Raw genomic sequence first — 23,216 nt, forward strand, 5'->3', positions numbered from 1 at the left:
TCCGTGGCCCCGCTGTCGTTTGCACCGCCGAGGATCAGTCGTACGGGAGCGGACTGGTCAAGGGGCCACCCCAACCCGTCCCGGTGGAGAGGTAGAAGGTGGTCTGCTCCTCAAGGGCCGCGTGGTCGGCTCGCCCGTCTCCGTTGAGGTCCGCCCACCCGTTCGCGCCGACATAGCTGTAGTTCGTGGACGGGTGCGAATAGGTGGCACCGAAACTGCTGCCGTTCGACACCGTGCAGACGCCGCGATCGTTGTTGATGCGGCAGAAGTCGAGGCGACCGTCACCGTTGAAGTCGGCCCATCCTCGGGTGACCCAGTACCCGACATCCATCGCAGGCGAAGTGATGGTCGACCCGAAGTTGGTGCCCGTCGAGAGCGTGCACTGGACCGACTTCGAGAGATTTCCGACGACCCGGCAGTAGTCGGCGCGCCCGTCGCCGTTGAAGTCAACCCAGTCGCGGCTGTCGTCCCATCCACCGTCCAGCGTGGTGGAAGTGAAGGTGGCACCGAACCCGGCGCCTGTGGAGACCGTGCACTGAAGTTTGCTGGAACCCACGACGCGGCAGTAGTCGGCCCGCCCGTCCCCGTTGACGTCCACCCAGTCCCGACCGGCGTCCCAGCCCGCGTCGAGGTTGCCCGAGGTGTAGGTGGCACCGAACCCGTTGCCCGTGGAGATCGTGCACTGCACCTTCTGGCTCCAGGTCCCGATCACCCGACAGAAGTCGGCACGCCCGTCCGCGTTGAAGTCGACCCAGGCCTGACCTGCGGTCCAGCCCGGGTCGAGCCCGCCCGACGTATGCGTCGGCCCGAAAGACGTGCCGTTCGACAGGGTGCAGGACAGGGACTTGCTTCCGGACCCGACCACACGGCAGTAGTCGGTACGACCGTCGCCGTTGAAGTCGACCCAGGCCCGCCCCTCCTTGTAACCGGGGTCGTGGTTGAACCCCGTGATCCGCTGGCCGAGGCCGGTGCCCGTGGAGAGCACACACCTCAGACCCGAACCCCCTAGATCGCAGTAATCAGTCTTCCCGTCGGCGTTGAAGTCGACCCAGGCCAGGCCGTATTGGACGTTGGTCGTTGGCGATTTGGCGTGCACGACGGCTGGCGGCGTAACGGTAATTGAACCGATGAGGAGAGCGGCGGCAAGCAGCACACGAGCCCCCCATCTTCTGAGGTTTCGGTCGTACAGCATTTTGTGGACAACCCACTTTCTGGTGCTGCGGAGATTGCGGCTACAAATGGCTCTTTCCGCCAATCAGCGGAATTCACACGCTCCGACTGGCGTCAGCACTGATGATGTCCCGACCTCTCGCCCGCACGCCTGAGTAGCGAATACTCAGATGAATGTGCCCCAGGTCACACAAGGCCCGCGGGCGGGGCTGTGGACGGACAGCGGTGTCCGGCGGCCGAGGGCATCGGCGAATGGGCGGGACGGCTACCCGTCTGGGCAGGGCGAGTCGACCGGACGTGCCGGCACCCGGGCCCGGCGCTCGATCAAGGAGGCCTGCCAGCCGGATATCCTGGCAGACCGGCCTCGTGACCCCGGTGCTGCGAACACCCGCCCAACAGGAGTTCCCGTGCCCGACGCGATGATCAGGTCGACCGCTCAGATCGGACGGCGGTGGCCACTGGTGGGTCGCGCCCACGACATCGACCGGACGATCGATCGGCTGTTGGCGCCCGAGGGGCGCGCAGTGCTGGTCACGGGGCCTACGGGAGTGGGCAAGAGCCGGGTCCTGGAGGCCGTCCTGCACCGTTGCGTGGCCAAGGGTCACCATGTGCTGCCAGCCAACGGAACCATGACGGACCATGGCGCTCCGCTCGGTGTGGCCCATCACGTGACTCCGCGGGTGGAGCCGCTGGACACCGCGTCGGCAGGAGCCCTGCACCGGCTCATCGAGAGCGTTCCTCGACCGACCGGACAGCACCTGGTGGTTCTCGCCGTCGACAACGTGAGCGGCCTGGACGAGGCCGCCGCGCGACTCGTGGGGAAGCTGGCCTCAGAACACAGGGTGCGGGTGCTGCTCGCGGCGGCGGAGACCGCGATCGGCGCGGGCCCGGTCGATGTGCTGCGCCGGACCGTACGGCTCGACCGGGTGGATCTCGCACCACTGGATTGGCAACACACCAGGCAGCTGATCTCCGCCGCGTTCGGTACCGACGTCGACGGGCTCACCGCGGACGGATTGTGGCGGCTCACCGGCGGTAACCCGCTCCTCCTGCGCGAACTGCTGCGGAACGCGGTAGAGAACGACGCGCTGACCCTCCACGATCACGTGGTGGGCTGGCGACAGGGCACGGTCGTCCGGGCCTGGGCCGGTGACGCGTTGACGGGACCGTTGGAGTCGCTGTCGACGGAGGAGACCGCAGCACTGCGATACATCGCCTACGGCGCCGGGGCTCCGGTCGACGTGATCGAACGCCTGGCCCCGATGTCGGTGATCGAACGTCTGGAGGAGCTCGGCCTCATCCGGCTCGACCCGTCCGACCCGTCCACGCCGGTCACCGTGGCCCACCCACTCACCGCCCGCACCGTCCGGACTCGGACCGGGCCGTTGCGGGCCCGGCGCGTGCACGCCGAGTTGGTCGCGGCGCTGCAGGCGACCGGGTCCCCCGACCGGGTCCGCGACGTCCTGTGGCGGCTGGCCGCCCGGTTCGAGGTTGCCGATGACGAGGTGCTGCGAGCCTCCGCGGAGGCGCTACTCGGCCACGACGCGGCCACCGCGGAGCAACTCGCACGACAGGTGCACGGGCCCGCAGCCGCCTGGCACCTCGGCCGCGCACTGCTTGCCCGGGGCAGTCATCGCTCGGCAGAGCGCTGGTTGGCCGAGGCGTACCGGAATCTGACCGATCCGGCGGCACGCGCGAACGCCGCCGCCCTGCGCGCCGTCAACCGGTGTTGGGGAATCGACGAGCCGGACAGCGCGCTCCGGATGGTCGCCGAGGCGCGGGCCGCGCTGCCCGCCGACGTCCACGCCGACCTGCTGGCGGCCGAGGCGTTCGTCATGGCCTTCGGCGGCCCGGCCGCCGAGGCGGCCGACGCGGTGGACCAGCTCTCGCAGCACCCGCCGCGCGACCCGCTCCTGGCGGGCGTGGTCCCGCCGCTCCGCCCGCGACTCCTGCTGCTGGGCGGAAGACCCGAGCGGGCCGTCGCGGAGTTCCCCACGGACCTGGACGGAAAGCCATCGATCTGGCCGGCGATGCGCGCGCTCCTCCAGGCCACTCACGTGCAGGCCCTCATCATGGCCGGTGCCGTCCGCCAAGCGGCGGACCTGGTGGGACGCTACTACCGGGACGCCGTGGAGCACGGCACGCCGGACGGGGTCGCCACCATCGCCCTCGCGGGCGGGATCTGCGCCTACTACCAGGGAAACGCCGGGCAGGCGGCACGGTGGTTGCGTGAGGCCCGTGCGCTCACCGCCGAGCGGGTCGGCTTCAGGTTCCGGGAAACCCTGCTGGCGATCGGCGTCGGTGTCGAGGCGCAACTCGGGCAGGTCGGGAAGGCACAGGAACTGCTTTCCCGACTCCGTCGGGGCGCGACGGTTCGCGCCGCTGTCGACTATGGCGCCTTCGGCGAGGTGTGGTCACTGGTCATCTCGGGCAACCGGACCGGAGCTGCCACCCTCCTACGCCGCCTGGCGGCCGAGGCGGTCAGGGCCGGGGATCTGCTGATGGCCACGGAGTTCCTGCATGTGGAGGTGCGGCTCGCCCCGTCCGCCGCCGTGGCCAGCCGGGTCCGCGAACTCGCCGCGAAGACGGACGGCAGACTCTTCGCCCTCCTCGCCGAGCACGCGGAGGCGTTGGCCCGCCGGGACGCGCGGGTACTCAACCGGGTCAGCGCCACGTTCGAGGAGCTCGGATACCGCGGTTTCGCATTGGAAGCTGCGGCCAACGGGGCGATGTTCGGTGGCGGCCGGGTCACGAACGCACTGGCCAGAAGGACCCAGCGGTTACTCGGCGAACACCAGGGCACCTGGCCGGAGTGGCTGCCCGAGCCCAGGACCGCTCCGGCTCTGACCGACCGGGAACGGCAGGTCAGCGAACTCGCCGCGACGGGTATGGACACCCCCGCGATCGCCAGGGCGCTGACCATCTCGGCGCGCACCGCCGAGAACCACCTCCATCGCGCCTACAGCAAGCTCGGCATCCATCGCCGCCACGAACTCGCCAGTGCGCTCGCCGAGGACGGTTTCGTCCTCCCCACGATCGCCCGCCAGGTCGTGTAACGGCTCCGGTCGACCTGTCGCGGCCCGTCGGCTGCCAACCAACCATCCCGTGGGACGACCGGCACCGAAATGGCGTCCGCAGCGTCGGCCCCGGCTGGCGCCGGTTCGCCCGCGTGACCAGGAACCAGACCAGGCCGCCAATGAGCGCGGCGGACGAAACGACACAGCACAGCGTGGCGATGTGTCACGGCTTGAGAGCGCCCATGCCGCGCACCGTACCGATTCGCCCCCGTCCCGAGGAGCCCCGATGCCCTACCGCGAACAGCCCATGTCCGCCGCCTGGCTGCCGCCCGGCCCGATCCCGCCAGGATGTCCGATGGCGCGATCCTGGTCCGGCGGATGAGCCTCACGCCCGACGACCCGTTGAGCCTCGGGCCGGCGAACTCGCCCGTCGTGAAACGGACGTCTGCCAGCGTCGTCCGTTGCCGGAGCGCGGTTGGCGACCGGGGGCGCGGAGTGAGCCCGCCCTGCGGGCGCTGCCGGACGAAAGCCCGGGCGCCGACCGCCTCATCCCGCTGAGCAGGCGCGACGAGGCTCCCCCGGCGGGCCGAGGATCCTTGTCTTCCGGGTCACGGAGCCCGGCTCGGCTCCAGCGAGACATGGCAGGCTGGCTGACATGGGAACGACAGCGCGCGTACGTGCCCCCGAACTGCGGGGCCGGCAGTGGCTCAACACGGGTGGGCGGAACCTGACCTTGCAGGACCTTCGAGGTCGCTGTGTCTTGTTAGATTTCTGGACCTTCTGCTGTATCAACTGCCTGCACGTGCTCGACGAGCTGCGCCCGCTGGAGGAGAAGTACGGCGACGTGCTCGTCGTGATCGGCGTGCACTCGCCGAAGTTCGAGCACGAGAAGGACCCGGACGCGCTGGCCGCCGCCGTGGAGCGGTACGGCGTGCACCACCCCGTGCTCGACGATCCCGAGCTGGACATGTGGCAGCAGTACGCGGCCCGCGCCTGGCCCACCCTCTCCGTCATCGACCCGGAGGGCTACGTGGTGGCGACCATGGCCGGTGAGGGTCACGCCGAAGGGCTCGCCCGCCTGATCGACGAGCTGATCGGCACCCACGAGGCGAAGGGCACCCTGCACCGGGGCGACGGCCCGTACGTCCCGCCGGCCGAGCCGGAGACCACGCTGCGCTTCCCGGGCAAGGCGGTGCTGTTGGCGAACGGCAACCTGCTGGTGTCCGACTCGGCCCGGCACTCGCTGGCGGAGCTGGCCGGCGACGGCGAGACGCTGGTACGTCGGATCGGGACGGGCACCCGGGGCCGGGCCGACGGTCCGGCGGGGGCGGCCACCTTCTCCGAGCCGCAGGGGCTGTGCCTGCTGCCGGCGCACACCGCCGAGGTGGCCGGCTACGACCTCGTGGTCGCCGACACCGTCAACCACCTGCTGCGCGGCGTACGGCTGGCGGACGGCGAAGTGGTGACGGTCGCCGGCACCGGCCGGCAGTGGCGCGCGACGGTCGACGACCACTCCCACGACGCGCTCTCGGTCGACCTCTCCTCCCCCTGGGACCTGGCCTGGTACGACGACAAGGTCGTCATCGCGATGGCCGGCATCCACCAGTTGTGGTGGTTCGACCCGGTGAAGCGCACCGCCGGCATGTACGCGGGCACCACCGTGGAGGCGCTGCGCGACGGCCCGCTGCCCGAGGCGTGGATGGCGCAGCCGTCGGGCCTCTCCGTCTCCGCGGACGGTGCCCGGCTCTGGGTGGCCGACAGCGAGACCAGCGCGGTCCGCTACGTCGAGAACGGCGTCATGGGCACCGCCGTCGGGCAGGGGCTCTTCGACTTCGGGCACGTCGACGGCCCGACGTCGGCGGCGCTGCTCCAGCACCCGCTGGGGGTGTGCGCGCTGCCGGACGGCTCGGTGCTGGTCGCCGACACGTACAACGGGGCGGTGCGTCGCTTCGACCCGGCGAGCGAGCAGGTCTCGACGGTCGCGGACGGGCTGGCCGAGCCGAGCGATCTCGTGCTCACCCCGGAGGGCGGGGTGCTGGTGGTGGAGTCCGCCGCGCACCGGCTGACCCGGCTGGCTCCCGGCGCGCTGTCGGCGGCCGGCGCGAGCACCGTCGACGGTCCCCGGCACCGCACCGAGCGCAAGCCCACCGACGTGGCGGCCGGCGAGGTCACCCTGGACGTGATCTTCACGCCCGCGCCAGGGCAGAAGCTCGACGAGACGTACGGTCCGTCGACGCGGCTGGTGGTGTCGGCCTCGCCGCCGGAGCTGCTGCTGGAGGGCGCCGGCACCGGCACGGAGCTGTCCCGCAGGCTGGTGGTGAACGGCGACGTGGCCGGCGGCGTGCTCCAGGTGACGGCCCAGGCGGCGACCTGCGACGCGGACGTCGAGCACGCCGCCTGCCACCTGACCCGGCAGGACTGGGGCGTACCGGTGCGGGTGGTCGACGGTGCCACGGCCCGGCTCCCGCTGGTGCTCAGGGGCCTGGACGACGCCTGACGCCCGGCCACGGCCGACGCCGGGCGGGGTCCTTGGCGGGTGGGACCCCGCTCAGGCGAACGGGGTGAGCGTGACGCCGGCGTCGATCAGGGCGGCGCGCACCAGTTCGGCGCAGCGGACCGCGCCCGGGGTGTCGCCGTGCAGGCAGATCGACTCGATCGGGCACGGAACGACGCTGCCGTCGACCGCGACGACGGCCCGCTCGGTGGCCATCCGGACGGCGCGGGCGGCCACCTCCTCCGGGTCGGTCACCAGCGCCTTCGGGGCGGTGCGCGGCACCAGCGAGCCGTTGGGCAGGTAGCCCCGGTCGGCGAAGCCCTCGGCGACGGCCCGCAGCCCCGCCCCGGCGGCGAGCTGGGCGAGGACCGAGCCGGGCGGGCAGAGCAGCGGCAGCTGGTCGTCGTAGTCGCCGACGGCGGCGACCAGCGCCGCAGCCTGGACCTCGTCGCGGGCGGCGGCGTGGTAGAGCGCCCCGTGCGGCTTCAGGTAGCGGACCCGGGTGCGGAACAGCCGGCAGAACGCGTCGAGGGCCCCGAGCTGGTAGGTGACCTCGTCGCGCAGCTCCGCGAAGTCGTACGCGATGTGGCGCCGGCCGAAGCCGGCGAGGTCCCGGTAGCCGACCTGCGCGCCGACGGCCACCCCGCGCTCGGCGGCGACCTCGCAGACCCGGCGCATGGTGGACGCGTCGCCGGCGTGGAAGCCGCAGGCGACGTTGGCGGAGGTGATGAGGTCCAGCAGCGCCGCGTCGTCGCCGAGCCGCCAGAGGCCGAATCCCTCGCCGAGGTCAGCGTTGAGGTCCATGGAACCTGACCGTAGTGCCTGGGCGGGCCTGCGCGAGCGGGGTCACGTCGTCCACCACCCCGACGACGGGGTACCCGCCGGTGGTCGGGTGGTCGGCGAGGAAGACCAGCGGTTGGCCGTCCGCCGGCACCTGCACCGCGCCGAGCACGATGCCCTCGCTGGGCAGTTCCCCGGCCACCGCGCGGGGCAGCGTCGCGCCGGTGAGTCGCGCGCCGACCCGGTTGCTGACCGGGCTCACCGTGTACGCGCTGCCGAAGAGCCGGTCCAGTGCGGTCGCGGTGAACCAGTCGTCGCGGGGGCCGAGGCGCAGGGTCAGCCGCAGCTCGGTCGGGGTGGGCGCCACGACGGTGACGTCCACGCCGGCGGGCGGCCCGGTCGGTGCGCCCAGGGGCAGCCGGTCGCCGTCGCGCAGTGGCGGCGGGCCGAGCCCGGAGAGGGTGTCGGTGGCGCGGCTGCCGAGCACCGGCTCGACGGCGATCCCGCCACCGATCGCGAGCCAGTTGCGCAGGCCGTCGCGGGGTGGGCCGATGCGCAGCACCGCGCCGGCCGGCACCGGGAGCGGCCGGCCGACGTCGCCGGGACGGTCGCCGACCCGTACGGCGGTCTCGGCACCGGTGACGGCGACCGCCGCCGCGCGGTGGAACCGCAGCTCGCAGCCCGTCAATGTGATCTCCAGCCCGGCTGCGGACTCGGGGTTGCCGACGAGCCGGTTGGCCAGCCGCAGCGCGGTCGGGTCGAGCGCCCCCGACCGGGGTACGCCCAGGTGCGCCCAGCCGGCCCGGCCCAGGTCCTGGACGGTGGTCAGCGCCCCGGCCCGGAGCACCTCGATCGTCCCGCTCACGCGGCCACCAGGCGTACGCGGGTGCCCGGGGTGAGCCGGGCCGGCGGGTCGGCGTGCACGTCGAAGAGGGGCGCTCCGGTGCGCCCGACGAGCAGCCAGCCGCCGGGCGAGGCCGTCGGATAGATCCCGGCGTACGGGCCGGCCAGGGCGACCGAGCCGGCCGGCACCCGGGGGCGCGGGGTGGGCAGTCGGGGCACCGCCAGTTCGGCGGGGAGCCCGGTCAGGTAGGCGAACCCGGGGGCGAAGCCGCAGAAGGCCACCCGGAACGTGGTACGCCGCAGCCGGTCGACCACCGCCGGCACGTCCACGCCCCAGTGGTCGGCGACGAGGGGCAGGTCCTCCCCGTCGTACGTCACCGGAACCTCGACCTGGTCGGCGCTGGCGGCGGCCGACGCGTCGGAGGGCCCGGGGGTGCCCGGCCGGGGCTGCCAGGCGGCGATCCGCGCGGCTGTCGTCGTGGGGTCCGGCACGCCGTCGAGCAGGACGGTGGTGGCCGCCGGCACGATCTCGACGGCGGTCAGTTCGCCGTGTTCGCGCCGCCGCCACAGCTCGGCCCGCCACGCCTCCACCTGGTCGGCGCCGGCACAGTCGATCAGCAGGGCGTGCGCCCCGACGGGTCGGATCCGCATCCCGCCATACTCCCCGACCGGCGTACGGCGCCAGGGCCGGTCGGCGGCCGTCCCACGTGAGCGGACGCACTACTTGAAAGTAACCTACGGTGTCGTAACCTAAGTGCGTGACGACCTCCGCACGGCTTCGACTCAAGCCGGTCGACATCGGTAAGCCCCGGATGCGCGGCTGGCTGCACACGTACGCGTTCTTCGTCGCGCTGCTCTGCGGCATCGTGCTCAGCGCGATCGCCGCGACCCGACCGGGCTGGGCCCCGCTGGTCAGCTGCCTCGTCTACAGCCTGACGGTGTGCGGGCTCTTCGGCACCAGCGCGCTCTACCACCGACGGGTGTGGTCGGAGCGCGGCTACCAGATCATGCGCCGGATGGACCATTCGATGATCTTCGTGTTCATCGCCGGCACCTACACGCCGTTCTGCGTACTGCTGCTGCGACCCCGGCCCGCCACGATCATGCTGGCGCTGGTCTGGGGCGGCGCGCTCGCGGGCGTGGCGCTGAAGCTGGTCTGGCCGCACGCCCCGCGCTGGGTCTCCGCGCCGCTCTACCTGGCGCTCGGTTGGGTCTCGGTCGCCATGCTCCCCGACATCCTGCACCAGGGTGGCGTCACGGCCCTGGTGCTGCTCATCGTCGGCGGCGCGATCTACACCGTGGGCGCGGTCTTCTACGCGCTTCGCCGGCCCAACCCCTGGCCCACCGTCTTCGGCCACCACGAGTTCTTCCACGCCTGCACGCTCCTGGCCGCGCTCTGCCACCACATCGCCATCTACTTCGCCCTCTTCGCCTGACGCGGGCTGAAGGTGGCCGGGCGCACGTTCCACACCTGACGGACGCGTACCGGGGCCCCGCCCACGTGGCGGAGCCCCGGCAGAAGAATGCGTGCGGACGTCAGACGGTGCGGCGCGGCCGGCGCACCTCGCGGTACTCCTCCACGACCCGGTCGTCCTGCACCGGCACGACCTGCTCGGCGACCACCCGGTCGCCACGCGCGCTGGCGACCACGGTCCGACGACGCGAGTTCCAGAAGTGGAGGGTGATCAGCAGGACGGCCACGCCGGTGAGCATCAGCACCCAGCCGACCACCGACAGGTTGAGCCAGCCGAGATCCGCCTCCACGGCGAACGCGAAGATCGCACCCATCGCGATCAGGAAGATACTGCTACCAAAGCCCATTTTCGTCGCCTCCTCGGCTGTCCCCTGGCGTTTCCTTCCGCCGCGGCCATCGGTGAGGTTGCGGCATCCATCGACTTACCCAGGCGCTCTGATCGCCAATCGGGCAAGCTGGGGACATGACGGACGCTGCCGCCCAGAGGCGCACACTGGTGCTGCTCCGGCACGCCAAGGCCGAGCCGCCCGGGGAGACACCGGACGTACAGCGCCCCCTGTCGGCGCGGGGCCAGGCCGACGCCGCGGCTGCCGGCGCGTGGCTGGCCAAGCACGGCCTGCTGCCGGACGTGGTCGTCTGCTCGGCCGCCCGGCGCACCCGCGAGACCTGGCACGGGGTGGCGATGGGCATGACCGGATCGCCGCCGGAGGGCGGTTCGGCGGGCCCCGCCCCCGTCGTGCGCTACGAGACCGGCGCGTACGAGGCCGCCCCGGAGGAGCTGCTGGGGCTGCTCCGCAACGTGGACCCGAGCGCCCGTACGGTGCTGCTGATCGCGCACAACCCGGGCATCTCACTGCTCTCGGCGCTGCTCGACCCGGCGCGGGCGGACCGGGACGGAATGCGCACCAGCGACGTGGTGGTGCACCGGCCCGAGGTCGCCTGGCCGGAACTCGGCAACAACAGGGCGCCGATCAGCGACCGGCACACCGCACGCGCCTGAGCCGCCCGCCGGTACGCGGCGGGCGGCTCAGCTCGCGACTCGCGAACTCTCGGGGCCGGCCAAAACGACGACGCGCGGTCCCAGCCCGCTCAGGACGGCGGCGCGCGGTCCCAGCCCGGTCAGGACGGCGGCGCGGTCGGCGGCGGCGGGTCGGGCGGCGGTGGCATCATCGCGGTCGGGTGCGAGAGCCGGTTCTCCTCGACGATGAGGGTCCGTGCCCGCTTGCGACGGTCCTGCCAGAACCAGAGCGTGGTGAGCAGGACGCCCAGCCCGGCCAGGATGAACACCCAGCCGACCGCGCGCAGGTCGACCCACCAGACGTTGGCTCTGATGGCGAAGGTCAGAATCGCGCCGATGGCGATCAGGAAGATTCCGCTACCAATGCCCATGTGCGCTGCACTCCCCCGTGCGGTGGCTCTGGGCGTTCTCTGACGTGGCCTCGCGACGGTTACCCGCCACACCGCCGGGCTACCCGGATGAGGTCTGCGAATAGCGCCCTGGACCCGCCCGCTGCCGCGCCTCGGCTGCCATCCCGGCGTGGGCACCTCCGACGCACGGCCCCAACTGCGGAGAGTAACCACGATCGGGCAGCCAACGCGACTACCGAAAGTGACCTATTCTCAGCACGACGAATCGGACTCTCGACCTTAATACCGCCTCCGGGGCCATAGATAGCCCGTTTGGCCCTCCACACGACATACCCGCACGCCTCCTTTGCTCTGCAGCCACGGACGCAACGGACACCCTGAGTTACTGGTGCGTCCGCGGCTGCAGAGCAAAGGAGCGGCAAAGGGTGAGGTCGACCGGTCGCCCGTCGTGACGATCCGTGAGCAACCTTTGCTGGTTGCACCTGATGAGTTCGTGGGAGTACCCGACGTCCGGCACCGCCTCTGGCGGGTGCACCGCCTCTGGCGGGTGCATCGCCGCAGGGCTCGTGCACCGCCGCAGGGCGGGGCACCGCCACAGGGGCCCTTGCACGGCTGCAGAACGGGGGGCACCGCCACAGGGCGGGGGCACCGCCACAGAGCGCGGGCGCGCACCCCTGGCGGAGCTGCACCCAGCTCAGGGGCAGGCGACGACGGACGACGACGGCCGGCGGGCTGTCGCCCACCGGCCGTCGTGCCGAGTCACCGTCGAGTCGTCCCCGGCTTCACCGCCGCGCCGCAGGGCGCCACGGCGTATGTCAGAAGGCCTCCTCCGGGAGGTCCATGATGTCCAGGTCGGTGCCCTCGATGATCCGCCGGTCGGCGCCGATGCGGGGCAGCACCTCGCGGGCGAAGAACCGGGCGGCGGCCACCTTGCCGGTGTAGAACGCCTTGTCGCTGGCCGAGACCTCGCCGGCCAGGGCCTTCAGGGCCACGTCGGCCTGCTTCTGGAGCAGCCAGCCGACGACCAGGTCGCCGATCGCCAGCAGGAACCGGCGGCTGCTCAGGCCGACCTTGTAGAGCGCCCGGGGGTCGCCGCCCTGCGCCTCGCCCAGCCAGCCGGTCATCACGCCGATCATGTTCTGGATCTCGGCGAGTGCCTTGCCCAGCGCCTGCCGCTCCTCCTTGAGCTGGCCGTTGCCGGCCTCGGTGGCGATGAACTCCTGGACTTCGCCGGCGACCGCCATCAGGGCCTTGCCGTTGTCCCGGACGATCTTCCGGAAGATGAGGTCGAGGCTCTGGATCGCGGTGGTGCCCTCGTACAGGGTGTCGATCTTCGCGTCCCGGACGTACTGCTCCAGCGGGTAGTCCTGGAGGAAGCCGGAGCCGCCGAAGGTCTGCAGCGACTCGTGGCCGAGCAGCTCGTACGCCCGCTCCGAACCGACGCCCTTGACCAGCGGGAGGAGCAGGTCGTTGACCCGCTTGGCGAGCTTGGTCGCCTTCTCGTCGCCCGCCGCCTCGGCGATGGCCACCTTGTCCTGCCAGGTGGCGGTGTAGCAGACCAGGGCGCGCAGACCCTCGGCGTACGACTTCTGCAGCATCAGCGAGCGGCGCACGTCAGGGTGGTGGGTGATCGTGACGCGCGGCGCGGTCTTGTCCGCCATCTGGGTCAGGTCGGCGCCCTGCACCCGGCTCTTGGCGTACTCCAGGGCGTTCAGGTAGCCGGTCGAGAGGGTGGCGATGGCCTTGGTGCCGACCATCATCCGGGCGCTCTCGATGATCATGAACATCTGCCGGATGCCCTCGTGCTTCTCGCCCAGCAGCCAGCCCTTGGCCGGTACGCCGTGCTCGCCGAAGGTCAGCTCGCAGGTGTTGGAGACCTTCAGGCCCATCTTGTGCTCGACGTTGGTGGCGAAGACGCCGTTGCGCTCGCCCAGCTCGCCGGTGTTCTCGTCGAAGTGGTACTTCGGCACCACGAACAGGGAGAGGCCCTTGGTGCCCGGGCCGCCGACACCCTCGACGCCGACCGGGCGGGCCAGCACGTAGTGGATGATGTTGTCGCTGAGGTCGTGCTCGGCGGACGTGATGAAGCGCTTCACGCCCTCGATGTGCCAGGAGCCGTCGGGCTGCGGGATGGCGCGGGCCCGGCCGGCGCCGACGTCCGAACCGGCGTCCGGCTCGGTGAGCACCATCGTGGAGCCCCACTGCTTGTCGACGAAGAGCTTGGCCCACTTCTGCTGCTGCTCAGTGCCCTCGACCTGGAGCACGTGCGCGAAGGACGGGCCGGAGGCGTACATCCAGATGGCGGCATTGGAGCCGACGATCAGCTCGGCGAGGGACCACACCAGCGCCCGGGGCGCGTTGCTGCCGTCCAGTTCGGTCGGCAGCTCCAGCCGCCAGAACTCGGAGTTCATGTACGCCCGGTACGACTTCTTGAACGACTCCGGCAGCGGCGCGGTGTGCGTGGCCGGGTCGAAGACCGGCGGGTTGCGGTCGCTGTCCGTGTAGCTGGCGGCCAGGTCCTCGCGGGCGAGGCGGTCGACCTCGGCGAGGATGTCGCGCGCCGTGTCGACGTCCAGGTCCGTGTACGGCGCCTGGTTGAACGCCTGGTCCGCCCCGAAGACCTCGAAGAGGTTGAACTCGAGGTCCCGAAGGTTGCTCTTGTAGTGGGTCATGCTCGCTGGCCCCGCTTCCGGACAGGTGTTACCGATCAGTAACCCCGACTGTATTACCGATGGGTAGGCAGCGACAAGCCGATCTCAGAAGTGACGGCGATTACACACTTCCCGTTCGGGTTGCGAACGGACCTCCGAACCCTGCTCAGCACGGGTCGGCTCAGCTCTCGGCCGCGCCGACCTCCCAGCTCGGTACGGCCACCGTCGCGGCGCCGCGCGAGCCCGTGTACTCCATCAGGACGAGGGCGATGTCGTCGTCGAGCCGGCCGTGCACCCACTCGACCAGGGCGGTCTCCAGCGAGGCGAGCCCGTCGCCGACGGTGCCGTGGCCGAGCAGCCGCCAGGCCCGGTCGGCGGTCGGGAAGAACTCGCCGTCCCGGCGCGCCTCGCCGAGCCCGTCGGTGAACAGCAGCAGCCGGTCGCCGGGCTCCAGGCGCTCGACCCGGGGGCGTACCACCGGCATGAAGCCGAGCGGCGGGGCGGGGGCCGGCGGTTCGAGCGGAATGACGGCGCCCCGGCGCAGCAGCAGCGGCGGCGGGTGGCCGCAGTTGACGATGGTGAGCGTTCCGCCCCGCTCCTCGACCAGCGCGGCGGTCACGAAGTCCTCGTCGCCCACGCTCCGGGCGACGGCCCGGTCCAGGTCGGTCACGATGGCCCGCAGGTCCGCCCGCTCGTACGCGACATGCCGGTACGAGCCCAGCACGATGCTGGCGAGCCGGACCGCGTCGAGGCCCTTGCCCCGCACGTCTCCGATGATCATCCGCACCCCGTACGGCGTGTCGACCGCCTCGTACAGGTCGCCGCCGATCTCCGCCGTGGCGGTGGACGAGATGTACCGGGCGGCCACCGAGAGCGTGCCGACCTGCGGACCGAGCGGGCGCAGCACGGCCTGCTGGGCGACCGAGGCGAGCCGGGACAGCTCGGCGATCCGCTCGGCCTGGCGTTGCCGTACGGCTGCCGTGGCGACCGCGATCCCCGTGCCCAGCGCGATGCCCGCGACGGCGACCGCCGTGGGCAGCGCCACGGTCTCCTCGCCGAACGCGAAGGCGGCCCCCAGGGCCGTGGCGGCCAGGCCCACGCCGAGCACGATCCGCCACGACGCCAGCGCCGCGGTCAGGAACGGCGCGGCCACCATGAGCGCGATGTAGTTCGCCGGACGGCCGTCGGCCAGTTCCACGGCCGAGACGATCGCGAGCAGGACGAAGGCCGCGCCGAGTCCGGCGCGGGATCCGGGGCTCAGTGGGCCGGGGCCCGACTGGAAGGGTCGCGTGCGTACGAGGGACAGCATGCCTGATGGACGTGAGCGGGTGAATGAACCTGGCCCGTCGTCCGAGGATGTTCTGCCCACCTGGATCGCGCCACCCGGCCGTTCGCCACCCGGCGGGCGGTCAGCCCAGCACCTCGTAGCGGACCTCGACGTGGCCGGCGTCGAGCGGGGCGATGTCGGCGAACGCGGCCCGGGACAGGTCCAGGCAGCGCCCCGCGATGAACGGGCCACGGTCGTTGATGCGTACGGTCACGGACTTGCCGTTCGCCGGGTTGGTGACCCGGACCATCGTGTCGAACGGCAGGGTCTTGTGGGCGGCGGTCAGCGCGGACGGGTTGAAGTTCTCGCCGTTGGCGGTGAGCTGCCCCTCGGAGTAGAACGACGCGCCGCACGAGCCGCTGTCGACCACCGGACGGGCGGTGCTGCTCTTCTTCGTCGCGGTGGGCTTCGGCGCGGCGGTGCGCGGCTTGCTCCGGGAGGGGGCCTGGGCGGACCGGCTGGCCTTCGGGCTCGCGGTCGCGCTCGGCGAGGCGCTGGCGCTCGGCGACGTGCCGGCGCTCGGCGGGGTGACCGGCGCGCTGGGGGCGACGCTGGCCGGCAGGTCGGTGGGCGCGAGGTCGAGCGCGGCCGGCCGGGAGGTCTCCCCGCCCGAGGTGAGCTGGACGGCACCGACGGTGCCGCCGACGGCGAGGGCCACCCCGACCGCCGCGGTGGCCGCGATGCCGGCCGGCGAGGAGAACATGCGGGTACGGGAGTGCCTGCCAGCCACCGGTCCGGTCCTTTCGTCACCTGAACAAACCGGGTCGGACCGTAACGAGAGAAGCACATCCGAAGTCAACGTGATCACGGTATTATGACCGTAATTGCAGTGATACGTGTACCCGATCATCCGACCCGAGGTGGACCGAGCGGCCCGGGTCGGCTCGTGTGGCGCAGGATGGGTGCATGCCCTCCGAGCTGAGCGGACGCCTCGCCGCGCTGGTCAGGTGGATCGACCCCGGCCCCGGCGCCAGCCACCTGGTCAGCGACGTCTCCGGCTGGTGGCGTGACCCGGAGGTCCTCGCCCGGCTGGGGCCGGCCCTCGTGGAGCCCTTCCGGGCCGCGCGGCCGACGGTGGTCGTCTCGCCGGCGGTCACCGGATACCTGCTCGGTCCGCTCGCCGCGACGGCGCTCGGGGTCGGCTTCGTGCCGGCGCACAAGCCGGGCGACGGCCGGCTGCCCGCCGGGGCGCTGACCTGGGCGCAGAGCCCACCGGACTTCCGCGGCCGGCGGGTCGACCTGGCCGTACGGGATCACGGCCTCGGCCAGGGCGACCGGGTGCTGGTGGTGGACGACTGGGTCGCCACCGGGGCCCAGGTCCGCGCGCTCTACGAGATCTGCGCCGCTCGGGGCGCGGAACCGGTCGGCACCGCCACGGTCGTGCTGGACTGCCCCCCGGCGCTCGCCACCGAGCTGCGCGTACGCGGGCTCGTGAACGGCGCCGACCTGACTACTTGACGCCGCCTGTGCCGGTCACCTGATCTGGACGAAGTCCTCGACGGCCGTGGAGACCCGGCCGAGCGCCTCCGCCGAGCGGGCCAGCGGACCCGGCACCATCAGCGCGTGGTCGGCCTGCTCGATCTCCACCACGTACGGGGTGAGGCGGCGGGCCAGCGAGCCGTCCCAGGACGGGTCCGCCGTGCCGCCCACCAGCAGGAACGGCGCGGTGGCGCGACGCAGGCCGTCGACCACGTCGGGGACGTGCAGCAGCGGGGTCAGCCAGACGGCCGGCAGTCGGCGGTCGGCCGCGAGCGGCGTGGCCATCGAGCCGAGCGACTTGCCGACCAGCAGGTCCGTCGGCTCGGCGAGGGTCGGTGCGACCTGGCCGATCACCCACTCGACGGCCGGCCCCGGCCCCTCCCGGTCGGGGGCCAACCGCTCCGGCACCTCCCACGTGACGGCGTGCAGGGCGTAGCCGGCGCGGCGCAGCGCCTCGCCGACGTAGACGAAGAGCGGGAACCGGGTGTCGTAGCCCCGACCGGGGATGAGCACCACGCGCCTGTCCGCCATGCCGCCTCCCGATCGTCGCCCCACCCACCGTAGCGCCCGCCGCACCGACGGTGGGGGCGGAAATGTCACGACTGCGGCCGTCGGCGACGGTACCGTCGGCGGGATGTGGCCTCGGATCGGTGGACTGCGCACCCTCGCCCTCGGCGCCCCCGGTGAGCTGCGGACGCGGCTCAACACCCTGGTCCTCGCCGGAGTGAAGACGGCGACCGCCGGGCTGACCACCGAGTACGCCGAGGAGGGCGAGGAGCTGGAACACGCCGGCGAGCGGTTGGCCCTCGTCGACGACGAGGACGCGCTGGTCGGCGTCGTGGAGGTCACCGGCGTCGAGGTGGTCCGCTTCGCGGACGTGCCGTGGGACTTTGCCCGCTCCGAAGGGGAGGGTGACCGCTCCATCGAGGAGTGGCGCGCGGGCCACGCCGCCTACTGGGCGCGCGTGGGCACCCCTGTCACCGACGACAGCGAGGTTGTCTGCATCCGCTTCCGGCTGGTCTCCGGCGGCGACGGCGGGATCGCCACCGGGGACCTCGGCACCTGAGGGCGCGGCGGATCGACGCGTACGTCGGCCCGCCGCTACGACACCCAGGCCTCGCCCGTCAGGCGCGACGCAGCTCGGGTAGCAGACGGGTGGCGACGTCCACCAGGACGGCCTCGTCACCGGCGTACCAGCTGCTGGCCCGGGGCCAGTGGGTGACCACGTCGGTGAAGCCGAGGGTGGCGGCCCGGCCGACCTGCTCGGCGAAGAACTCGGCGCTGCGCAGCGAGAAGACCGGCGCGGAGTCGAGCGAGAGGTAGCGGTCCAGGGTGCCCGGGTCGCGCCCGGCCGCGGCGAGCGTCCCGTCCATCCGGGCGGCGGCCTCAGCCACCCCACCCCACCAGCTCTCCAGGTCGTCCGCGTCCGGGCCGGTGGTGATCCAGCCCTGGCCGAACCGTGCCGCCAGCCGCATCGACCGGGGCCCGTTGGCAGCCATCACGAACGGCACCCGGGGCGTCTGCACGCAGCCCGGGTTGTTGCGGGCGTCCACGGCGGAGAACCACTCCCCGCGCCAGGTGGTGCCGTCCTCGCGCAGGATGAGGTCGAGCAGCTCGGTGAACTCCGCGAACCGGTCCACCCGCTGCCGTGGCGGCAACGTCTCCCCGCCCAGTACGGCCGAGTCGAAGCCGATCCCGCCGGCACCGAGGCCGAGCAGCAGCCGCCCGTCGGAGACGTCGTCGAGCGCGGTGACCTGCCGGGCGAACGCCGCCGGATGACGGAAGTTCGGCGAGGCGACCAGCGTGCCGAGCCGGATCCGGGAGGTCACCGTCGCGGCGGCGGTCAGCGTGGCCACGGAGTCGAACCAGGGCCCGTCGACCAGGTCCCGCCAGCCCAGATGGTCGTACGTCCAGGCGTGGTCGAAGCCCCACTCGTCCGCCTGCCGCCAGCGGCGCCGCGAGTCGGACCAACGCTGGTCGGGAAGGATCACGATGCCAATCCGCATGATCGCCAGCCTAGAGCCGCCGCTGTCCGGAAGCGCGTCCGGAAGGGGTTGACCATATATCGATGATCTGAATATGGTGCCGACCGTGACCGCGATGCGTGAGCCGACCTTCCTGATCCTCACCGCGCTCGCCGGTGCCCCCCGGCACGGCTACGGCATCATCCGGGAGGTCACCGCTCTCTCCGCGCAGCGCGTCACCCTGCTGCCCGGCACCCTCTACGCCGCGTTGGACCGGTTGCACGCGCAGGGGCTCGTCGCGCCCGACCGCGAGGAGACCGTCGACGGTCGGCTCCGCCGCTACTACCGCCTCACCCCGGACGGGATCCGCGCCCTGGACGCCGAGACCGCCCGGCTGCGCCAGCTCGCCACCGCCGCCGAGACCCGTCTGCGCGCGCTGCGCCCCGGCACCGCCTGACCGCCCCCGTACCGATCGAGAGGACAGCCATGCCCACGACCGGCGACCGGCTCGCCCGCCGCTACCGACGGCTGCTGTTCTGCCATCCCCGCGCCTACCGGCGGGCCCGGGCCGACGAGATGGTCGGGGTCCTGCTGGACGCGGCGCCTCCGGGCCGCACCCGGCCCACGCCGCGCGAGGCCGTCAACCTGATCCGGCATGGCCTGCGCTGCCGGCTGGGACGACCAGCCAGCCGTACGGTCGGCGTCTGGGCCGCCCTCACCGCCGTCATCTGCGGCCTGTTCACCGCCGCCCTCGCCACCCGCGCCGCCTGGGAGACCTCTGCGCCGCTGCCCGACCGGGCCGAGACCGCCGCCGTCTTCACCGCCGTGCTGCCCGGTCACGACCTCGGTGACGTCGAGCTGGCACCGGCGCTCTTCACCTTCTACAGCCAGCCACTCACCGTGCGGGCGCTCGACAACCTGCTGCTCGGCGACGGCGGCGAATACCAGCAGAGCGAGGTCGTGGCCGGCACCGCCGGCGCACCCCGGATGTCCGCCGACGAGACGCTCGCGCTCGCGCAGCGGCGCCTGCGGGAGACCGGCTGGCAGGTGTACGCCCCGACGGTGCGCAGCGCCCTGGGCTGCGTCGACAAGACCTGCGCCCCGCTCGTCACGACCACCGACACCACCGTGCTCGCCCGACGCGGCGACACGGTCCTCCAGCTGCATGTGGCCGCCCCGCCGTCGCCCGACGGCGGCAACCTGTCGCTGACGCTGAGCCGGGCGGCTCCCCCGGCCGTGCTGCCGGCCGGGGTCGCGGGCGGACTGCTCGGCGCGGCCCTCGGCTGGCTGGTCTTCGGGTGGGCCAGCCGGCGCACCGAGGCGGCGCGCCGCACCCCGGGAACGGTCGGCGTCCTGCTCGGGGTCACCCTGTTCCTCTGGTGGGCGCCCGTCCTGCTGACCGCCCCCGACCTGCTCGGTCACCACCGCGCCCAGCCGCACCCCACCTGGCATCCGTTGTGGGAGTGGCTGGGTCAGCCGGCGGGTTCGCTGCTCTTCGTGGTGGGCGCGGCGAGCGCGCTGCTGACGCTGGCCCTGGCCGCCGCACCGCGGCGCGATCCACTGCCGACGGCCGCCGTCGGCTGACCGCCGTCCCCGGCACCCGGGCCGGCCGGACGGGTGCGGGGGTGGCGTTCAGGCCGGTGTCAGGATCAGCCAGCCGAAGCCGACGACGTCGCGGTAGCCGTCGAGGTACTCGTCGCGCCGCTGGTCGGCGAACGCGCGCGCCTGCGGTGTGCCGAGGCGTTCGATGCCCGCGCGCCAGTCGGACTCGAAGTCGTCCCACTCGGCGAGGGTGGACACGGCGACGTGCAGCGGCCGGAACCCCGCGTCCACGGCGAGCCGGGCCAGGGCCCCCAGGCCAGGCCGGTCGCCGAAGATCTCGCGCACCTGATCACCGGGGCTGGCCTGGTAGAAGCCGTCGGCGAAGAGCAGCTTGCCGCCGGGCGCGGTGAGGCGGTGCAACGCGGCGAGGGCGCGCGCCGCGTCCCCCCAGATGTGCCCCGCCCCGACGTTGACGACGAGGTCGGCGGGCCGGTCCCAGGTGGCGGCGTCCGCGCTGTGGAAGGTGACCCGGTCCGAGAGTCCCCGCTCCGTCGCGCGCAGCCGGGCCCCTGCGGCGTCACGCTCGATCCCGTCGCCGTCGATGCCGTGGACCTCACACAGCCGCAGCAGCAGCTCGCCGTTGCCGCAGCCCAGGTCCAGGGCTCGCCAGCCCGCCCCGGTGGGGGCCAGTCGCCGGACCAGGTCCGCCGCCCGCTGCTCGCCGAGCGGCGCGTTGAAGGTCAGGTTGGCCGCGGCGGCGGCCAGGTACGCATCGCGATCTTGGCCATCCATCGACACACCGTACGACAACAGCCGCCCGCCCATGAGACGCCAAGAGGCCCTGGCTGGGACCACAGTCCTGACCAGGGCCTTCGTACGTGGCGCGGGTGACGGGAATCGAACCCGCACTGTCAGCTTGGGAATCGCACAAGATCAGGATGCCGTACGGCGTTTCCCCAGGTCGGCGCGGTCTCTGGTGGCCTCGGTTGGCCTGGTTTTACCCCGGCTTATGGCCCGTGGATGGCCCGGCGCTACCCGTTCTCGAACGGCCCGTCGTGCCACCGGAAACCGGCCTCGTCGTCCTCGATGCTGAGCAGGAACTCGGCCACCTGACGGCCGTCCGGATGGGTCATGGTGAGGGCGGCCCGGATCTCGTCGTCGATCCGGATCATGGCCTCGTCGTCGCCTGCGTCGAGGGCGGCGTTCCGGGCGTCGAAGATCGGGCGCAGCGGCTCGAACCCTGGTAGCGGGCGGAACCGGCCGTACGTCCACGGGAAGTCGTGACTCTGCTCGTCGATCTCGCCGACCAGCTCGCCCCGGTGGTACAGCCGCCACACCCTGCCCGCGTCCACCGCGACAGCGTAGGCGGCGCTGGTGGGGTCAGATCCGGTCCGGGTGTGGGTGACTCAGGAGGACCGAGGGCAAGCCGGCGCAGCCGGCGCGGCAGCCGATCGCCAGAAGCTCGACGGCGGCCAGCCACCCTGGCGATCGTCACGGCCTGGTCCCGATCGTCGCTCTCTAGCCGATGCGGGCGCGGCAGCCCGTCGGCTGTCGGCGGCTTCCCGCCCCGGCGTCGCAGACGGCCGGGGCGGCTTGCCGCCGGACGGGTCACCGCGCCCGCACCGCGCGCAGCGCGGTGCCTTGGTGGGGTGGAGCTGGGCCGGCTGGACACGCCGATGGTCCGCGACTGGAGGGCGGAACTGCTCGGCAACGGCGTCTCGGTGAGCATGGCGGCCAAGGCGTACCGGCTGCTGCGCGCGGTGCTGATGACGGCGGTGAAGGAAGACCAGATCCTGACCCGGAACCCGTGCCGGATACCCGGTGCCGACCAGGAGAAGGCCGCGGAACGGCCGGTGCTCACACTCGCCCAACTCTTCAAGCTGGCCGATATCGTGCCGCCCCGGTACCGCGCCCTGGTCCTGGTGACGGCCTTCGGGTGCCTGCGCTGGGGCGAAGTGTCCGCGTTGCAGCGGCAGGACATCGACACTGCGGCCGGCACGATCCGGATCAGGCAGGCGTACACCGAACAGCGCGGGCTCGGCCTGGTGCTCGGGCCGCCGAAGTCGCGGGCCGGCCGGCGCACAGTGACCCTGCCCCCGGCGGTCGTCGAGGTCGTCCGTGACCACCTGGCGGCCGAGGTCGACGACGACCCGGACGCGTTCGTCTTCACCACCGAGAGTGGGCGCCCGATCTGGCGGGGCAACCTGAACAAGCTCATCGCATGGAAGGCAAGCGTGTCCCGGATCGGACAGCCGAACCTGCACTTCCACGATCTGCGGCACACGGGCAACACCCTCGCCGCCAGGACCGGGGCGAGCACCCGCGACCTGATGGCCCGGATGGGCCACGACTCGCCACAGGCCGCGTTGATCTACCAGCACGCGACCGCAGAAGCTGACCGCGCGATCGCCCAGGCCCTACACGAGGCGGTACGGACTGACCGCAAGAAGGCCAAGAAGGAGCAGGCCAAGGACAAGCGCAAGGACAAGGGCGGTATGAAGACCAAGGAGCGGGGCGGGAAGTGAAGCTAGTTGGCCGGTGGCTCCACCCACGGGGTGGCGCGGGCTTCGATCGGCCGGTAGGCCAGAGCGCGATCGACAACCTCGGTGGCGGTCAACTCCGGTGTGATCGTGAAGATCAGCTCGGAGAAGCCCGGATAGACGAGATCACGTTCGAGTCGGTCCAGCCAGTCGTTCAGCTCGACGTCGTCGGCATAGTCGAGCCGCATGATCCGCTCGACGAGGGCCACGGCCTCGTCCCGGGTTAGCTTCGCAGGCATGGCGACCTCCTCCGACCAGGGCTAATGGCACGCCAATGGCACGCCGCATGATCCTTGACCGTGGAACATCGAAGGCCCTGACCGGGACTGCCGTCCTGGCCAGGGCCTTCACGCTGGAGCGGGTGACGGGAATCGAACCCGCACTGTCAGCTTGGGAAGCTGATGTTCTGCCATTGAACTACACCCGCAGGCGGCACCACTGTACCTGAGTCGTCACGCCGGTGCACCCAGGCACCCCTCCGACGCAACCCGGCGCGGCGACCTTGGCAGCGAACGGCCCTTGGGGCGGGCTCAACTGGTGGTTGCAACGCCACCGCCGGGCCACTGC

At 72.3% G+C, this 23,216-nt stretch carries 23 protein-coding genes and 1 tRNA gene; 9 read left to right on the forward strand and 15 right to left on the reverse strand.

Annotated elements, in window-relative coordinates; translation table 11 throughout:
• Positions 1–34: 34 nt before the first annotated feature.
• Entirely contained in the window at positions 35–1,153 is a 1,119-nt protein-coding gene (locus ACGFIG_RS20245) for an FG-GAP repeat domain-containing protein (RefSeq protein WP_393004977.1), read from the reverse strand.
• 436 nt (positions 1,154–1,589) lie between these two features.
• Here ACGFIG_RS20245 and ACGFIG_RS20250 point away from each other — a divergent pair, with 436 nt between their 5' ends.
• Positions 1,590–4,226 carry a LuxR C-terminal-related transcriptional regulator gene (locus ACGFIG_RS20250; protein WP_393005583.1) on the forward strand — a complete coding sequence of 879 codons (2,637 nt, stop codon included), beginning with the start codon at positions 1,590–1,592 and terminating at the stop codon, positions 4,224–4,226.
• Positions 4,227–4,842: 616 nt separating this feature from the next.
• The gene (locus ACGFIG_RS20255) at positions 4,843–6,684 is read left to right on the forward strand and encodes an NHL domain-containing thioredoxin family protein (protein WP_393004979.1); all 1,842 of its coding nucleotides are present in this window, start codon (positions 4,843–4,845) and stop codon (positions 6,682–6,684) included.
• 51 nt (positions 6,685–6,735) lie between these two features.
• Here ACGFIG_RS20255 and ACGFIG_RS20260 read toward each other — a convergent pair whose 3' ends face one another.
• The 3 genes from ACGFIG_RS20260 to ACGFIG_RS20270 are packed head-to-tail and all read right to left on the reverse strand — an operon-like array spanning position 6,736 to position 8,955.
• The gene (locus tag ACGFIG_RS20260) at positions 6,736–7,485 is read right to left on the reverse strand and encodes a LamB/YcsF family protein (protein ID WP_393004981.1); all 750 of its coding nucleotides are present in this window, start codon (positions 7,483–7,485) and stop codon (positions 6,736–6,738) included.
• A complete protein-coding gene (locus ACGFIG_RS20265) occupies positions 7,469–8,326 on the reverse strand; it encodes a biotin-dependent carboxyltransferase family protein (protein WP_393004983.1) in 858 nt (285 codons plus the stop codon). The genes ACGFIG_RS20260 and ACGFIG_RS20265 overlap by 17 nt, the downstream gene beginning before the upstream one ends.
• Positions 8,323–8,955, reverse strand: coding sequence for an allophanate hydrolase subunit 1 (locus ACGFIG_RS20270; protein ID WP_393004985.1), 633 nt, complete (start codon positions 8,953–8,955; stop codon positions 8,323–8,325). The genes ACGFIG_RS20265 and ACGFIG_RS20270 overlap by 4 nt, the downstream gene beginning before the upstream one ends.
• Positions 8,956–9,062: 107 nt before the next feature.
• On the opposite strand from ACGFIG_RS20270, the gene ACGFIG_RS20275 reads away from it, so the two are divergent.
• Positions 9,063–9,740 (forward strand): hemolysin III family protein, encoded by a 678-nt coding sequence (locus tag ACGFIG_RS20275; RefSeq protein WP_393004987.1) that lies wholly within the window; start codon positions 9,063–9,065, stop codon positions 9,738–9,740.
• Between the two features lie 100 nt (positions 9,741–9,840).
• Here ACGFIG_RS20275 and ACGFIG_RS20280 read toward each other — a convergent pair whose 3' ends face one another.
• Positions 9,841–10,125, reverse strand: a complete 285-nt coding sequence (locus ACGFIG_RS20280; protein WP_393004989.1) for a DUF6458 family protein — start codon at positions 10,123–10,125, stop codon at positions 9,841–9,843.
• A gap of 116 nt (positions 10,126–10,241) precedes the next feature.
• On the opposite strand from ACGFIG_RS20280, the gene ACGFIG_RS20285 reads away from it, so the two are divergent.
• The gene (locus ACGFIG_RS20285) at positions 10,242–10,778 is read left to right on the forward strand and encodes a SixA phosphatase family protein (RefSeq protein WP_393004991.1); all 537 of its coding nucleotides are present in this window, start codon (positions 10,242–10,244) and stop codon (positions 10,776–10,778) included.
• Between the two features lie 119 nt (positions 10,779–10,897).
• Here the strand turns inward: ACGFIG_RS20285 and ACGFIG_RS20290 are convergent, their stop codons facing one another.
• From ACGFIG_RS20290 to ACGFIG_RS20305, 4 genes are all read right to left on the reverse strand, one after another.
• On the reverse strand, positions 10,898–11,167 hold the full coding sequence (locus tag ACGFIG_RS20290) for a DUF6458 family protein (RefSeq protein ID WP_013730795.1): 270 nt from the start codon (positions 11,165–11,167) through the stop codon (positions 10,898–10,900).
• Between the two features lie 794 nt (positions 11,168–11,961).
• On the reverse strand, positions 11,962–13,818 hold the full coding sequence (locus ACGFIG_RS20295; protein WP_393004993.1) for an acyl-CoA dehydrogenase: 1,857 nt from the start codon (positions 13,816–13,818) through the stop codon (positions 11,962–11,964).
• A 160-nt stretch (positions 13,819–13,978) separates the two neighbouring features.
• The gene (locus tag ACGFIG_RS20300; protein ID WP_393004995.1) at positions 13,979–15,106 is read right to left on the reverse strand and encodes a PP2C family protein-serine/threonine phosphatase; all 1,128 of its coding nucleotides are present in this window, start codon (positions 15,104–15,106) and stop codon (positions 13,979–13,981) included.
• Positions 15,107–15,206: 100 nt separating this feature from the next.
• The gene (locus ACGFIG_RS20305; RefSeq protein WP_393004997.1) at positions 15,207–15,854 is read right to left on the reverse strand and encodes a septal ring lytic transglycosylase RlpA family protein; all 648 of its coding nucleotides are present in this window, start codon (positions 15,852–15,854) and stop codon (positions 15,207–15,209) included.
• A 176-nt stretch (positions 15,855–16,030) separates the two neighbouring features.
• On the opposite strand from ACGFIG_RS20305, the gene ACGFIG_RS20310 reads away from it, so the two are divergent.
• Positions 16,031–16,582, forward strand: coding sequence for a phosphoribosyltransferase family protein (locus ACGFIG_RS20310; RefSeq protein ID WP_393004999.1), 552 nt, complete (start codon positions 16,031–16,033; stop codon positions 16,580–16,582).
• Positions 16,583–16,597: 15 nt separating this feature from the next.
• On the opposite strand, the gene ACGFIG_RS20315 is transcribed toward ACGFIG_RS20310, so the two are convergent.
• A complete protein-coding gene (locus ACGFIG_RS20315) occupies positions 16,598–17,134 on the reverse strand; it encodes an alpha/beta hydrolase (protein WP_393005001.1) in 537 nt (178 codons plus the stop codon).
• 103 nt (positions 17,135–17,237) lie between these two features.
• On the opposite strand from ACGFIG_RS20315, the gene ACGFIG_RS20320 reads away from it, so the two are divergent.
• On the forward strand, positions 17,238–17,669 hold the full coding sequence (locus tag ACGFIG_RS20320) for an ASCH domain-containing protein (RefSeq protein ID WP_393005003.1): 432 nt from the start codon (positions 17,238–17,240) through the stop codon (positions 17,667–17,669).
• A 58-nt stretch (positions 17,670–17,727) separates the two neighbouring features.
• Here ACGFIG_RS20320 and ACGFIG_RS20325 read toward each other — a convergent pair whose 3' ends face one another.
• Positions 17,728–18,609 (reverse strand): LLM class flavin-dependent oxidoreductase, encoded by an 882-nt coding sequence (locus tag ACGFIG_RS20325; RefSeq protein WP_393005005.1) that lies wholly within the window; start codon positions 18,607–18,609, stop codon positions 17,728–17,730.
• Positions 18,610–18,703: 94 nt separating this feature from the next.
• On the opposite strand from ACGFIG_RS20325, the gene ACGFIG_RS20330 reads away from it, so the two are divergent.
• Positions 18,704–19,024 carry a PadR family transcriptional regulator gene (locus ACGFIG_RS20330; protein ID WP_393005585.1) on the forward strand — a complete coding sequence of 107 codons (321 nt, stop codon included), beginning with the start codon at positions 18,704–18,706 and terminating at the stop codon, positions 19,022–19,024.
• 29 nt (positions 19,025–19,053) lie between these two features.
• Positions 19,054–20,151: a hypothetical protein gene (locus ACGFIG_RS20335; protein WP_393005007.1), complete on the forward strand. Its 1,098-nt coding sequence runs from the start codon at positions 19,054–19,056 to the stop codon at positions 20,149–20,151.
• Positions 20,152–20,199: 48 nt separating this feature from the next.
• On the opposite strand, the gene ACGFIG_RS20340 is transcribed toward ACGFIG_RS20335, so the two are convergent.
• Positions 20,200–20,901 (reverse strand): SAM-dependent methyltransferase, encoded by a 702-nt coding sequence (locus ACGFIG_RS20340; RefSeq protein WP_393005009.1) that lies wholly within the window; start codon positions 20,899–20,901, stop codon positions 20,200–20,202.
• Positions 20,902–21,140: 239 nt separating this feature from the next.
• Complete coding sequence (locus tag ACGFIG_RS20345; protein WP_393005011.1) at positions 21,141–21,461, reverse strand: hypothetical protein; 321 nt, start codon at positions 21,459–21,461, stop codon at positions 21,141–21,143.
• A gap of 297 nt (positions 21,462–21,758) precedes the next feature.
• Between ACGFIG_RS20345 and ACGFIG_RS20350 the strand changes: the two genes are divergently transcribed.
• Positions 21,759–22,634 (forward strand): tyrosine-type recombinase/integrase, encoded by an 876-nt coding sequence (locus ACGFIG_RS20350; protein ID WP_393005013.1) that lies wholly within the window; start codon positions 21,759–21,761, stop codon positions 22,632–22,634.
• A gap of 2 nt (positions 22,635–22,636) precedes the next feature.
• Here the strand turns inward: ACGFIG_RS20350 and ACGFIG_RS20355 are convergent, their stop codons facing one another.
• Both ACGFIG_RS20355 and ACGFIG_RS20360 read right to left on the reverse strand, forming a co-directional pair.
• On the reverse strand, positions 22,637–22,888 hold the full coding sequence (locus tag ACGFIG_RS20355; protein WP_393005015.1) for an e9imm peptide: 252 nt from the start codon (positions 22,886–22,888) through the stop codon (positions 22,637–22,639).
• A gap of 114 nt (positions 22,889–23,002) precedes the next feature.
• Positions 23,003–23,076: transfer RNA gene (locus tag ACGFIG_RS20360), tRNA-Gly, on the reverse strand.
• Between the last annotated feature and the right edge of the window lie 140 nt (positions 23,077–23,216).

The sequence above is a fragment of the Micromonospora sp. NPDC049048 genome (assembly GCF_043197615.1).
In the GTDB taxonomy this organism is placed as follows: domain Bacteria; phylum Actinomycetota; class Actinomycetes; order Mycobacteriales; family Micromonosporaceae; genus Micromonospora.